This window comes from Accumulibacter sp. (assembly GCF_029255125.1).
Lineage (GTDB): Bacteria > Pseudomonadota > Gammaproteobacteria > Burkholderiales > Rhodocyclaceae > Accumulibacter.
Map to the genome: position 1 here is coordinate 1 of NZ_JAPUVR010000094.1, position 13440 is coordinate 13440.

10 protein-coding genes and 4 pseudogenes are annotated in these 13440 nt (G+C 63.9%); 2 read left to right on the forward strand and 12 right to left on the reverse strand.

Features of this window, described 5'->3' with window-relative positions:
* The 9 genes and pseudogenes from Q1L59_RS07760 to Q1L59_RS07805 form a co-directional block, all read right to left on the reverse strand.
* Window positions 1–650 (reverse strand): annotated as a pseudogene (locus Q1L59_RS07760) (IS5 family transposase); the annotation flags it as partial.
* A 122-nt stretch (window positions 651–772) separates the two neighbouring features.
* Window positions 773–1465: a Hint domain-containing protein gene (locus Q1L59_RS07765; protein ID WP_300330435.1), complete on the reverse strand. Its 693-nt coding sequence runs from the start codon at window positions 1463–1465 to the stop codon at window positions 773–775.
* Window positions 1462–2472, reverse strand: a pseudogene (locus Q1L59_RS07770) (DDE-type integrase/transposase/recombinase). Before Q1L59_RS07770 ends, Q1L59_RS07765 begins: the two are co-directional and overlap by 4 nt.
* A gap of 766 nt (window positions 2473–3238) precedes the next feature.
* Window positions 3239–4590: pseudogene (locus Q1L59_RS16730) on the reverse strand (ISAzo13 family transposase).
* Window positions 4591–4811: 221 nt separating this feature from the next.
* Window positions 4812–5132 carry a hypothetical protein gene (locus tag Q1L59_RS07785; protein WP_300330438.1) on the reverse strand — a complete coding sequence of 107 codons (321 nt, stop codon included), beginning with the start codon at window positions 5130–5132 and terminating at the stop codon, window positions 4812–4814.
* A 161-nt stretch (window positions 5133–5293) separates the two neighbouring features.
* Complete coding sequence (locus Q1L59_RS07790; protein WP_300330440.1) at window positions 5294–6790, reverse strand: lipopolysaccharide biosynthesis protein; 1497 nt, start codon at window positions 6788–6790, stop codon at window positions 5294–5296.
* A gap of 6 nt (window positions 6791–6796) precedes the next feature.
* Window positions 6797–7678: a hypothetical protein gene (locus Q1L59_RS07795; protein ID WP_300330442.1), complete on the reverse strand. Its 882-nt coding sequence runs from the start codon at window positions 7676–7678 to the stop codon at window positions 6797–6799.
* Window positions 7672–8421: a class I SAM-dependent methyltransferase gene (locus Q1L59_RS07800; protein ID WP_300330445.1), complete on the reverse strand. Its 750-nt coding sequence runs from the start codon at window positions 8419–8421 to the stop codon at window positions 7672–7674. Before Q1L59_RS07800 ends, Q1L59_RS07795 begins: the two co-directional genes overlap by 7 nt.
* A gap of 19 nt (window positions 8422–8440) precedes the next feature.
* Window positions 8441–9184, reverse strand: coding sequence for a class I SAM-dependent methyltransferase (locus Q1L59_RS07805; protein ID WP_300330448.1), 744 nt, complete (start codon window positions 9182–9184; stop codon window positions 8441–8443).
* A gap of 373 nt (window positions 9185–9557) precedes the next feature.
* Here Q1L59_RS07805 and Q1L59_RS07810 point away from each other — a divergent pair, with 373 nt between their 5' ends.
* Together Q1L59_RS07810 and Q1L59_RS07815 are read left to right on the forward strand one after the other, a co-directional pair.
* Complete coding sequence (locus tag Q1L59_RS07810) at window positions 9558–10730, forward strand: M48 family metallopeptidase (protein WP_300330451.1); 1173 nt, start codon at window positions 9558–9560, stop codon at window positions 10728–10730.
* 138 nt (window positions 10731–10868) lie between these two features.
* Complete coding sequence (locus Q1L59_RS07815) at window positions 10869–11489, forward strand: hypothetical protein (protein WP_300330453.1); 621 nt, start codon at window positions 10869–10871, stop codon at window positions 11487–11489.
* A 159-nt stretch (window positions 11490–11648) separates the two neighbouring features.
* On the opposite strand, the gene Q1L59_RS07820 is transcribed toward Q1L59_RS07815, so the two are convergent.
* From Q1L59_RS07820 to Q1L59_RS07830, 3 genes and pseudogenes are all read right to left on the reverse strand, one after another.
* Window positions 11649–12032 carry a cupin gene (locus Q1L59_RS07820; RefSeq protein ID WP_300330456.1) on the reverse strand — a complete coding sequence of 128 codons (384 nt, stop codon included), beginning with the start codon at window positions 12030–12032 and terminating at the stop codon, window positions 11649–11651.
* A gap of 102 nt (window positions 12033–12134) precedes the next feature.
* Window positions 12135–12386: a HypC/HybG/HupF family hydrogenase formation chaperone gene (locus Q1L59_RS07825; protein ID WP_300330459.1), complete on the reverse strand. Its 252-nt coding sequence runs from the start codon at window positions 12384–12386 to the stop codon at window positions 12135–12137.
* 24 nt (window positions 12387–12410) lie between these two features.
* Window positions 12411–13440, reverse strand: a pseudogene (locus Q1L59_RS07830) (carbamoyltransferase HypF); the annotation flags it as partial.

A 13440-nucleotide genomic window follows, 5' to 3' on the forward strand; every position in this document is an offset into this window, starting at 1 on the left:
AGACGGTCTTCTCTTCGCCATGCAGCAGTTCGGCGGTCTGCGTCATGTCGGCGACGTTCGCCGCCGTTCCAAGCACCGTGTGCACCAGCCCGCTTTCGGCATCGACACCGATGCGCGCCTTCATGCCAAAGTGCTATTGCTTGCCCTTCTTCGTCTGGTGCATCTCCGGATCGCGGGCCTTCGCTTGGTTCTTCACCGACGGCGGTGAAGCCAGAGTCGTCGCGTCAGCAATCGTACTCTCGCGTATCATCAGCCCCTGGCTCGTCAGTTGCCCGTTGATCGCCTCGCAGACGGCCTTCGACAGATCCTTCTGTACCAGCAAGTGGCGAAACTGCAGCAGCGTCGTTGCATCGGGTACCGCTTCTTGCGACAGATCGATCCGCACGAATCCCCATAACGCCTGGCTGTCGGTGATCGCATCCTCCACCCCCCTCATCCGATAGACCATACCATGGCAGGACCAGATAGATTCGCAGCATTCGCTCCAGCCCGATCGGCGGCCGCCCGCGCTTGCCTTTGGGGTAATGCGGTATGACCGCCAGTATTTCCTGCCAGGGGATAAGTTTTTCCATGTCGGCAAGAAACAGCTCGCGCTTCGTGACCCGCTTCTTCGCGGCAAACCTGGCTTCCGACAAGCTGATCTGACTCATTGGCTAATCCCATCCGCTATGACGTTTTCCTTATACGATTCGCATTGTCGGACGGGGCGATTAGATCAGCGTTTCCCTACTGGCGGCGGGAATCGCGGTGGCTCCTTCTCCTTCATCGTGAACTAGACACCCATTTTTCCAACAAAATACCTATGACAATCCTTTAATTCAACGTTGTAAACTGCGGCGCGTTCGACCTCCTCCCTGACCCTGCAGATCCTCGTATTGGAAAAATCAGCCCAGACAAGCTTATCGCTGATCTTCAACTGCGATGCAGGCACCCATCCATGATTTTCTGAAAAGAGCGGGTAGTTTGGGGCAACTCGCAAGGTTTCATCATCGTTGTTGCCCGTTCCAAGTCTCAGGACATGCAAAACTATTTGATCCGCATGCACAAAAGCCCTGGTTATCGGCTTGTAGATGTATTCGGCTTCCGGTCGGAAGGGGTGACCAGGACGGACGGGGATGGGTTTGTCTTCGGGCCAGGTTGTAACCAGGTCACCCACCTGCAGTTCCTCAATGGGTCGCAACCCGTCTCGGGTATGGACCAAGGTGCCTGCCGCGAAGCAGGCAGAGGTGGCACCGTTTGTTTGGGCAGCAAAGGCTCTTCGATAAGTGGAGCCCTGCGAGTTCCGGTCCGTTGGCTGGGGATACGGTTGGTTTTGACCTTCTGAGATTTTATCCAAACCGAGTAGAGCTCGGTGGAGCTTGCGGGCGAAGGGACGCACGCTGGGAAAGTCGCCAGACATTTCCACGGCCAGCGGCCCGGTGCGCGCCAGCGCATCGTCCACAAATCCACGGAGCACCTTCCTCATGCCTTACGCGGCGTCTCGGATGGCCGACGCAAGGGCCACGAAGTAGGCGGCGTCTTGCCGTCCACAGCGCGATGTGGTCGGCGTTCGTCGTATAAGAGGATGCATGCGGTCAGTTTGGCTCTTGCATCGCCAACGTTGTCGTAGGCCTTGAGACACACCTCCTCGTACTTGACCGTCTTCCACAGGCGCTTGAGGAAGACGTTATCACGCCAGGACCCCTTGCCGTTCATGCTGATCCCGATTTCGTGCGCCTTGTTGAGTAGACCGGTGAATTCGCCGCTGGTGAACTGGCAAGCCTGATCGGTGTTGAAGATCTCCGGGCACCCGTGGCGGTGAATGGCGTCGTGCGCTGCATCCAGACAGAAGTCGGTCGTCAAGGTGTTGGAGAGCCGCCAGGCGAGCACCCGCCTTGCGGTCCAGTCGATCACGACGAACAGACAGCGGAAGCCACGGCGCATCCCCGAATGTCGGTGATGTCGGCCGCCCATACCTGATTGGGCTCTTCGATGGCAAGGTCGCCTAGCAGATCGCGCACCATGCGGGCGCCGGTAAAGAGGCGCTCGATAGGCAACTCGTCGATGCTACGCATCAGTGCCAGATCCTCCGGCGAGACTTCGCGCGGCGTGTAGTAGGCGCTCGAACGTGCCAACCCGAGGAGGGCGCACTGAGACGAAACGGGCAAGCTTGCGCTTAGCCTCAATCATCGCCTTGCGGGCAGCCTGCCCGCCTTGGTGAGCGCATGTTCCAAAAAAATCGTTCTCCAGCGCCAACTGTCCGATCTTGGCGTGCAGCTTCGTCAGTTCCGGATCAGCGCTCACCGCAAGGCTCGGGTCACCAAAAACCTGAACCGCACGCGCCCTCTGTTGCCGCTTCCAGTCCGTGATCTGGCTCGGGTGGACGTCAAACCGCTGCGCCAGCTCCGCCGATGTCTTGTCGCTCTTCAGCGCCGCTAGCGCCACCTGCGCCGTGAATTCCGGCGTGTGCTTCCGCCTCGTCGTTCTCGCCATGCTCGCGCTCCTGTTGGACTGCTTCCGCAGCCGTTTGAGGGGGCACGACTACCACTTATCGTGCTGTCCGAATTTCCGGGGCCACATCTACCGTGCTTGGCCTCGTCGCACAGCGTTCAGCGAACAAAGCAGCGAGCTTCACTGCAGGATTGGGCATCACCGGCCCTGGTCTTTGCATTCGACTTGACAGTCTGCGTTGCCAACACAAACACCCATGTACTCAATTCGCGCAACGCCTCTCGCAGGATGCGGCTGCTGTTGGATGTACGGCGGTCCTACGTTGGCCTCAGCCTGAGTGTAGATCCTCCAGTCGGGGACCCCGAGATCGAGAAATGAGATACGGAGAGAGTTTGCTCTTTCGGCAGCGAGTTTCATTTCGGCGATGCCGTCGGTTAGCGGCGACGCGTCTCCTGGCGCGACGATAACCACTGCCTCAAGAGCTATGGTTCTTAAACACGCCGCTTGATCTTTGATCTCTGCCGCGGAAACCTCAGGCACAACAGAAGATCCGGCGGAAAAGGGAACGCGAATGTTGACCGTCGCCCTCAAGGCCGTTACCGCGCTCGCATTATGACAGATGCCCACTGCGGTCAGAGTCAGCAGGAGGTCGCGCAAGCATTTTCCGTACGTCATGATAGTGATTCCCAATAGCCCTTGTCTAACCAATAAAGTTTATCCGCCGCCGCAACAGAGCAGGTCAGGGCCGGTGGCGTTCTCCGCCGCGGATAAACGCTGTTCGTTGGACTAAGGTGATTTCTACGAATGTTCATCCCGGGCAGGCCGGTTGGATCAAGATGTCCCACTTGGGTAGGAGCGGGTTTCGTTGCAGCCGTGACTCGACGGCTTGCATGGCGTCCTTGGCTACAGTGATTCCTTTTTCGTAGACGGTGCGGTTCAATTCGACGACGGGATGAACGCCTTTCCAGGTGATGCTCTTGGCCCACTGGAGCATCGTTTGGGTGTCGGCCAGCTTAGCGCCGTTCCAGTGCTTTTCCAGGATTCCCCAGCAACGTTCGACGGGATTGTATTTGCTGTGGTACGGCGGATAGTAGAGGAGGCGAATGGACTTGCCGATGTGGTCGGCGAACTCGACCATGCGCTTGAGGAATTGCGTGCGGCGGCCATTGCTTTCGGGTCCGTTATCGGCCTTGAGCTGGAGGTGTGTGACGCGAGCACGCTCTTCGGGGGCTTGACGCTCCCACCATGCGACGAGACTGTCCACGATGAAATCGCTGGTTTTTGCGGAGCTTCCGAAGGACAGATGGAGGGAACCACTGTCTTCATTGACGATACCGAATGGAGTGTATTTTTCCTCGCATCCCATGTCGTGGTCGGCCGCGCGATTGTCTCCCCGCGTCTTGCCGCCGCGCGAGTAGTCGCCAATATTCACCGTCGCCTTGCAGTCCATGCTCAAGCGCATCACCGCTTCGTCTTGGCAATCGCGGTCACGTTCCCGGATATTGGCAAAGATGGCGTCCGTTTCAGGGACTTTTTTTGGGGTTTGGCCTTGAGCACCGGACGCAACCGGTACCCGTTGCGGTTCAACACTTCCGACATGCCGCTCCGAGAGGGCAGCACATCGTCCGCAAATCCCAGTGCCCGCAACTGCTTGATGGCTTCCTCGGCCGTCAGGCGAGTGAACGACAATGTCGTGCGAAACGTCGGATCCTGTTGCGCATGGCTTGCCGCCAGTTCCCACAGCGCTTGCGCCGCCTCCGGGTGTTTCTCCTCCCACAGCTTCGCGCCGCAGCACAACGCGTGCAGCCCCAGACAAACGATGCCCGTACGTTTCTCATGCAGACCCAGCTGTACGGCCTGCCGACTCCAGCCAAAAACGTCCTCGGCTCGCCGAGCACTGCCTCTACAATACTTCAACGCCATCTCCGCCTCAAACGCTCTGCGCCTCGCCCCCGTCATTTTGCTCGCAGCAAGCCGGATATCTTCGAGGTGGAGGGCTCCAAGAGCAACACTCCTTTCCGCTACCGTGGTGACCCCCATCAGCACTTCCTCCAATCTACAAATCGACTGCAAGTATCGCACACAACGGTATGAACAATCAGAGATATCACCTAAAGCGCCGCGGCGGCGGTACTCATCGGGATTGTAAGTGTCCCGCATCTCGGGTCAAGCCTTGGCTGGTGGTCGCGCGGGTCAGACGGGCGGGATAAGAGTGGCTGCAGCGGAACCCCCCAGCGCGTCGTGGACGCGCAGCAGGAGCCAACGTGGGTGCTCTCGTTCGCCTGGGAGCGGTGAATGTAACCATCTGCTCAGCGAGGCTGGATCGGCGTAAGGTCACATGGCGCGCAAGTCGACGCTGTCCGCGCGCGCCAGGGGCGTCCTCACTGCATCAAGGCGGCAAAGCCCCACTGCGCCGGGTTATCGCGATCGACGACCTGGTGAGCGAACCGCTTACCGTGACGGGTCTTGCCGAATAGCGTCAGGCGCTGGACCCTCGCATCGTCGGCGACCACGCGCAGGCCGTTCGCGAGTGGAACGGCGCAGTCCTCAGCGACGCGAGTGAGGGAATGATCGTTGAGAGGTCTGCCGGTGCTGACCAACACCTTCTCTTGGGCTTGGGGAAAGGAACGTGCGGAAACCCTTCGCAGAAGCTCGGCGTTCTTCGTCAAGTGGGCGACGAACGCATCCCGTTCCGACTCCATTCTCGACCTGCATTCACCGATCAGGCAGGCTGGCAGCCAGCCAAGACGGCGAACGCCGGTTCGTGTGAAGGCTTTCTCGAAAAGCCGAACTCGAAGGAAAGACGCTTGCGAAACAGGATAGTTTGAAAGCGAGTCAGCGACCGTGACAGAACGCGACCGATTCAGGATTGTGTCGGATTGCGCCGCTGCGCCAGTCTGGCCGAGATCAAGCGGGCGGCTTCGCGCTCGATTCCGTTGGGTCGGCCGGCGAGCTGCCAGAGGATCAGGACGCTGGCCGGGTAGAGGACGATGCCGGCGAGAATCTTGACCAGCAGCGTGAGGGCGATCGAGCCGATAACCTCGGGCGTGATCTGGCTCAGCACGGCGAACATGATCAGGCCGGCGAACACCGGTCGCCAGAGGTCGCCGTACATTCTGCTGGCGCGTATCCCGCAGGCGCTGGAGACGAAGCCGATCATCACCGGCAGGATCGCCACGGAAACCGCCAGGCGAGCGAGCGCGGCGCCCTCAAGGCCCCAGGCGGAGGCCGCGAAATACGCCGTCGGGATGAGCAGCGCCAGATCGAGCCAGGTCTGCGCGGCGGTCAGGCGCGTTCGGCCGGTTACCCAGAGCGGCATTTCGAGGGTCAGCACGAGCGAGCCGAAGGCCGCGTGCACGGCCAGCCAGCGAACCGCGGCGATGGCGGAGAGCCATTTTTCGCCGAGCAGGATCGGCACCAGTTCGGGTGCGATCGACATCAGACCACAGGCGACCGAGAAGCAGATCAGCGCGATTGCCGAAAAGCTCAGGCAGAACAGCCGCTCGAGTTCTGCCGGCTGCTCGGCGACCTTGGCCAGCGTGGGAAACATGGCGCGCCGCAAGGGCATGACGAGTTCCGAACTCGGCATCGTCGCCAGTTCGTTGGCGACGTGGTAGCCGCCCATCGCGCTGGTCCCGAGCAAGCGACCGACGACCATCTCGTCGGTCTTGCGGTTGAGAAAGGCACCCACGCGGGAAATGATCAGCCACTGCGAAAAGCCCCAGATTTCGTGTCGCCGCTGCAGGCACAGGCGCGGGCGATAGGGGTGCATGACGTAGCTCAGAATGACTTCGATCAGGCTGCTGCTGGCCATTCCGGCAACCAGCGCCCAGTAGTTGCGCAGCCAGAAAGCCAGGCCGACGACGATCGTGAAGTTGAGCAGCTTGCTGTAGATGCTGAAGCGGAAATCCTTGGCGAAATCGAGTTCCTTGCGGAAGGCGACTACGCCGATGTTCTGGCAGCCGACGATCAGCGGGCGCAGCGCGATCGCCTGGATGACCGCGGTCGCTCGCGGTTCGGAGAAGAAGGGTGAGACCCAGGGGGCGATCAAGAGCAGTGTGCCGGCGATCAGCGCGCCCTGGATGAGCTGAATGGTCCACGCGGTGTCGTAGTGCTCGCGCGTATCGGCGCCCGGACGCATCAGCGCCAGGTCGACGCCGGCGTAGGCAATCGTTTCCAGCAGGCCGACGACGATCATCGCGATCGCGATGACGCCGAAGTCGTCGGGCGCGAGCAGCCGGGCCAGGATGATCGTGCTGAACAGACCGATGGCGCGCATTCCCCAGCGGCCGGCGATCATCCACGCCGAGCCGCGCACCAGATGACCGGTCATCGAACCGTTTTTCGACTTATCGGACATGCTGCATCAGGGGAGCAGTTCGCCCAGCATGGCGTCCATGCGTGCGCGAATCTCCTCGCCGTAGTTTCGCTTGAGGTATCTGAAGGCCAGCAGGTACACCGGGATCAGCGCGCGAAAAGTGGCATAGGGGAGGCCGCAGGCGGCAGATGCCTCGCGCGCAAACGCCCAGACCTGGTCGGCGGGGTTCTCGCTTCGCTGGATGGCGGCGACGCCGGCTGCGTCCATCCCTGCCATCGACACGGCAAGCAGGCAGATGTCGAAACCGGCGAGCGCGGTGACGCCATAGTCCTCCCAGTCGAAGATGATCAGGCGGTCGCCGGCGCGCGCCAGATTGTTCAGCACCAGGTCGCCGTGTTGCGAAATCGCCGGGATGTCGCCCCAGACGCTCGCATCCAGGCCGAGTGCAAGCTCGCGCACTGGCGGGCTGACCGCCGGTGACGCGGCCAGGTAGGCGACCGCCTCGCGCATGAAGGTCTCGTTGTCCTGCCTGAGGATGTCTGCCTTGGCGCTGGCCTGCGCGGCGGCAAAAAAGCCGATCAACTGACGTCTGAGCGACTCTCCGGAGTGTCCCGAAGCGGCCAGGTCGGCCGCTCCGACGGTCACATGATCGACCGCACGGGCGATCAGAATGCTCCAGCCGGCAAGGCAGGTGTGCGCCACCGGTTCGGCCGTGTAGGCCGGGAAACGCTCGCGCGCCAGGCGAAAGCGGTCGAACTCTTCAGCCAGGCTGAGTTGGCGACACGCCTTGACGTGGAACCAGTTCCCTGCGCCATCGCCGACATCCAGCCACAGCGTGCTTCCCGTGCTGAGCGTCACATTGTGGATCAGGCGGGCTTGGGGTGACACCGCGCCCGCTTTGACCAAGGCCTCCTGGACGAATCTCAGCAAGGCTTGTATCCCCAGTAGAACAGGACGTTCTCGATGAAGCGGTTGAGGCTGAGACCGACGACGATCCGGCGTGCGAGATAGCCGGCCGTACCGAGCGAAGCACGTGAGGCTTCGAGCGCGCGCCGGAAGGTGATTCTCGAGGCCTGCGCGTCGACCGAAGACAGGCCGCGCGGATTGTCAAGGCCGGGGAGCAGGTTGAATACCTGCGCGTCGGCGAAGCCTGACCTGAGCAGGACGTTGCGGCACGAATGGACGCCCAGCGCGCGCACGCGCCTTGCTGCGCGGGGACGCTCGTACCAGGCGCGTGGACTTGAGCGGTTCAGTCCGCAGCCGACGACCAGGCCGCCCGGTCGCAGGACGTGGGCGACGCGTCGCAGGCAGTCCTCGGCGACCTGCTGCGACGAGCGCTGACTGAAGACCGACGCCAGTTCGTCCAGCGTATGGTGCAGGATGACCAGGTCGAAGGTGTCGGCAGCAAAGGGCAGCGGCGCGTCGTAGGCTGCCTCGCAGGTCTGCACGCGTGCGCCAGCGCTGTTCGGTGTGCACGGATGACTGATCGTTTCGGTCAGTCGGCAACTGACCACCAGATCGGCTGGCCAGGCGTCGTCGATGACTCGCCCTTCGTCGCCCAAACGCAATTCGAGCACTGCGGCTTTGCCAGGCGGCGTCGGAATCTGGTACAGGGCACGCAGACGCGCCTCGCACGTGGCGTACAGGCCGACGGCCGGCGTCTCGATCGACATGGCGACGGAAACGTACGGGCTAGGCGGCGCGCTGCGCGATCAGAATCGTGTCCGGAGCGATGGGTGTCAGGAAACTTCGACACCAGAATTTTTCGCGCGCCAGGATGCGCTCATCGACCGTGCCGACCGTGCCGGTCAGGCTGCTGCGGTAAAGCCAGACGCCGATCGGTTTACTGTCGACCAGTTGGAAACCGCATTCGGCGAGGAGCGACCGGAAGCGCGAGTGGGTCAGGTCCATGTCCAAGGTGCCACCGGTAGCGCGGTGAAACAACGCGGCGAGCGACTGCGGATTGCGGTGGTTATTGACGATCAGGTAGCCGCCCGGCCTGACCAGCCGCGCGAGCACCTGCAGGACCTGGCGGCGCAGCGCTTGCTGTGCGTTGCCAAAGAAGCGGAACGAGGTTGCCAGATCGAACTGGCCCAGGTCGCCCGTCCCCTGCGTCAGATCGGCCTGGAGGAACTGGGCCTGCGGGCATTTCTTGCGCGCTTCTTCGAGCATGCTGGGCGAGATGTCAACCCCCACCGCTTCTTGCGCATGAGGCCCGACGGTCGCAGTGATGCGTGCCGTTCCGCAGGCGAAGTCAAGATACCGTGGTACGCCGGCGGGAAACAGTGCGGGAACGATCCGCTGCAGGTGAAAGCGCTCCATTTCGTTCATGAAGGCGTCGAAGGGCTCGCCCGCGAGGTTCGCATCGTAGGTCGTTCCGCGCTGCAGATGGCTGTTGCGATAATCCGGGTCGTCGGCAGGTCTACTGTTGCCCATTAGCAATATCCGATGAGAAGTTGGAAGAATCGAGATGCGGCGCGATGCCGTATGCAGCAGCCTTGCAGTGCCGTAGTCGGCTGACGAGGGCGAAGTATAGCCCAGCCGCCGGCGTACCCGGTGAGAACTAGGTCACATAAATCGGCGTGCTAGAAGACACCCTCGGGGAGGTCCTGGAAACCCCGCAGGACGGGTGATGATCGAGTCGTTGCCGGTCCCGGCAGCGCAGGAAGCGTCAGATCCGGAGCACTTGTCGAAACGACGGTGGATCTTCTATCCTCCTCTCTGTTCTTCACTGGCCGGGGGACTGCCACTGCGCTGTCGATCCTGCCGGGCATTCTCCCCACACCGTCATCATCGTCAGGCCTCCTGCATGGACTCGAATCAATTCAAGGATCTCGTCGCGCGCGCCGAACGCCAGGCGGAAGCCGATCCGCGCGGCTATCTGCTGCGCGTCTGCGGAATCGCGGCGCTGGGCCTCGGCATCCTGGGCGTGGTCATTGGGCTGGCGCTGGTCAACCTGGCGCTGATCGCCGGGTTGCTGCTGCTGGTCATCATTACCGGCGGCAAGGCCCTACTTCTCTTCCTCAAGCTCGGCAAGCTGCTGGTCTTGCTCGCACTGCCGGTGTGGGCGATGCTGCGCGCCACGTTCACGCTGCTCTGCGCGCGGTTCCCGCCGCTCATCGGGCGCGAGATCGGCAGCGACGAGGCGCCGGCGCTTTTCGCGCGCCTCGCTGCGCTGCGCGAACGGATCGCCGGGCCGCGCGTGCACCGCGTGCTGTTGACCGACGAATTGAACGCGGCGATTGTCCAGCGCCCGCGCCTGGGAATCTTCGGCTGGAGCGAGAACACGCTGATTCTTGGCCTGCGCCTCCTGCAAGCCGTGTCCGAGGCCGAAGCAATGGCCGTGGTGGCGCACGAATACGGCCATCTGGCCGGCAACCATGGGCGCTTTGCCGGTTTCATCTACCGCTTCCGCAGCGCCTGGGGGCGCCTGCAGGCGATGTCGGAACAATGGAGCGACTGGGGATCACGCCTGATCGCGCGTCTCTTCCGCTGGTACGCGCCGCGTTTCAACGCCTACACCTTTGCGCTGGCGCGGCAGAACGAGTATCTGGCCGACCGCACGTCGGCCGAACTGGTCGGCGCCGGTCAGGCGGCCGACGCGCTGATGCGTGTCGGCATCGCCGCGCGCTACGAGTCGGAAGGTTTCTGGCCGGCGATCCAGCGGCGCATCGCGCGCGAGCCCGAACCGCCGGCCGGGCGCAGCCTGCTGCGGCGCCAGCGGCAGCGCGAGGGGCTGGATGCCGAGGCACGCCAGCGCTACCTCGACGCCGCGCAGCGCGAGGCTACGGACCCCTTCGACACCCACCCGGCGCTGGTCGATCGCCTCGCCGCGCTCGGCGCGTGCGCCGATCCGGCCGCGGCGCAGCGTCTGGCGCCACCGGTGACGAGCGCCGCCGAGGCCTGGTTCGGGTCGCTTCTGCCCGTCCTCTCGGCCGAGTTCGACCGGCGCTGGTGCGACGAAGTGAGCGGCGAATGGTAGGAGCGGCACGAACACCTGGGTCGGCTGGTCGCGCGCATTGCAGAACTCGACGCGGCGCGCGCCGCGGCCGGCCTGACGCGCGAGGAGCGCTGGGAATACCTGTGCGCCGTCGAGGAGACCGACCCGGAAAGCGACCTGATGCCGCTGCTCGAGGAAGTGCTGCGCGACGAGCCCGACCACCTGCTGGCGCTCTTCCGGCGCGGTCGTGTGCGCCTGGAACGTGGCGACGAGGGCGGCATTGCCGACCTGGAGCAAGTGATCGCTGCCGATGCCTCGGCAACGCTGCCGGCGAGCGAACTGATCTGGCGCTTCTTCCGCCAGCGCGGTGAGGAGGGCGACGCCGCGCGCGCCGAATTCTGGCAGCAGCGCTGGCTCGCACGTTCGCAGTACGAACAGACGATCACCGCCGAATTCGCCCACCTGCCGGCCGACGCGACGCTGGCGCCGCACGAGCTCGATGCCGAGCTCGTGCAGGCGGTATGCGAAATCCTCAGGAGCAGCCCGCAACACATCCGCCAGGCCTTCCTGCTGCGCCGGGTACTGAAAGCCGATCCAACGCGTCACGACTACGTGCTGTGCTTCGAGACGCCGCGTTTCACCCTCGGCGACAAGGGGCCGGCGGTGGTCAAGCGTCTCGCCACGCTGCACTGGCCACTGCCGTTCTACATCGTCCACCTCGGCAGCGGCCCGTTCAGGCGCTTTCGCAAGACGATTCGCCGGCTTGGCGTGGCGCCGCTGGCGATCGCTCAAGCGCAGTGAAGCGGCGGTGCGCCGGCCGGGACGACTGTCGGCAGGGCTTGCCGGCCAGCGCTTGGGCGGCCGATACAGCCAGTGGCTGGCCTGGCCGCTTCGCGCGCTGCGGCTGATCACTCGGGTTGGTTGGCGGCGATTGCTTGGCAAGCTGGCGCGCGCCCGCTTTCAGCGTGGATTGGCTGGCGCTTCCCGGCCATGGTGCACGGCCAGCCAGATGGTCACTTGTCCGCTGGCGGTCCACTCGACGCGATGCCGCCGGTGCGCGCCGATGTTCAGAAAGTCGCCCGCGCGCAGGTGGCGCGGCGTGCTTTCGTCGGCAAAGCGCAGGCCGGCTTCGCCTGCCAGCAGCAGGATCCATTCATCCTCGTCCTGGTCGTACCAGAAGCCGGCCGGGCTCGCCTGGCCGGTAGACACGATGCGCTCGATGCGCAGCCCAGGACGCTGCAGCAGTTGAACGAACTGTTCGCCAGGCTGCGTGCCGACGCTGCACTTTGGCAGGTCGGCGAAGACGTTACCCGGGCGGTCCGCCGGAGCTTCCTCAGCGTTCATCGCTAGCCCTCATCCTCGCCGTTTTCGCCCGGCTCGCCAAGGCGAGGTGGGCGAGGTGGGCGAGAAGGGCGGGCGCCGGCGTCTGCCGAAGCAGCAGCGTAGCTAGTGGTCAAGCGTTTCGTCGGCCGGCGTCGACCGAGCATCGGCCAGCTCAGCGAACAGCGCCAGCGTCTTCTCGGCCTCGACCGGGTCGAGGCGGGTCAGCGCGTAGCCGACATGGACGATGACGTAGTCGCCAAGTGCGACGCCGTCGACCAGGGCGAGCGAAACTTCCTTGCTCATTCCGGCAACGTCGATCAGCGCGCGCTGATCGGGGCGCAGTTCGACGACTCGGCAGGGCAGGGCAAGGCACATGTTCGGCGCGCGCTCGTGTTTTGCTCAGTGGCCGACGAGATGTTGCAGCGCGACCCACGCCTGGCCGACCGAGAGCCCGCCGTCGTTCGGCGGCACCTGACGCGCTTCGATGATCTGCATGCGCTGTGCCCCTAGGCGTGCGCGCAGACTGCGCACGAGAACCTGATTCAGGAAGCAGCCACCGCTGGCAACGACCGTCTTCTCGCCGGGCGCGACGACGCGCAACCAGTCGGCGAGGGCGGCGGCGAGCGTCGCATGGAAGAGCGCTGCACCGCGCTCGGCGCTCCGCTCGTCGGCCAGGGCGGCGAGCAGCGGCAAGAGATCGAGCTCGCCGTCGGTAATCTTCCAGCCCTGATCGAGCGGCAGGATGTCGCCGTAGGACTGCGCCATTCCCTCGAGCAGCATGGCGGCCTGCCCCTCGTAGGCCATCACCGCCTTCACGCCGAGCAGGCCGACGGCGGCATCGAATATCCGCCCCATACTCGTCGTCGGTGGGCAGTTGATTCCGCCAGCGAGCATCTGGGCGACCGCCGGGGCCGCTGCGTGCGCGGAAAAGCGCTCGCTGATCTCCTTGCCCCGGCCCATCTGGTGCAAGGCCGCGGCGGCCATTCGCCAGGGTTCGCTGGCGGCGCGATCGCCGCCCGGCAGGCCAAGCGGTGCGACATGCCCGAGGCGCTCGAAACGCACGCCATCGACGCGCAGCAGTTCGCCGCCCCAGGCACTGCCGTCGCTTCCCAGACCGACGCCGTCAAGCGAAAGGGCAAGCTGGCTACCCGCCAGCGCGTGTTCGGCGAGAACTGCTGCGGCGTGCGCGTGATGGTGTTGCACGCCGAGCAGCGGCAGCCGGCGCTGCTGGGCAAAATCGGCGGCGAAGCGCGTCGAGTGGAAATCGGGATGCAGGTCGTGCGCGACAATGGCTGGTTCGACGCCGAGCAGCTTGAGGAGTTGCGCCGTGCTTTCTTCCAGATAGTCGCAGACCGAGGCGTTGTCCAGGTCGCCGATGTGCTGCGAGACGAAGGCTTCGTCGCCGCGCGTGACGCAAACGGTATTCTTG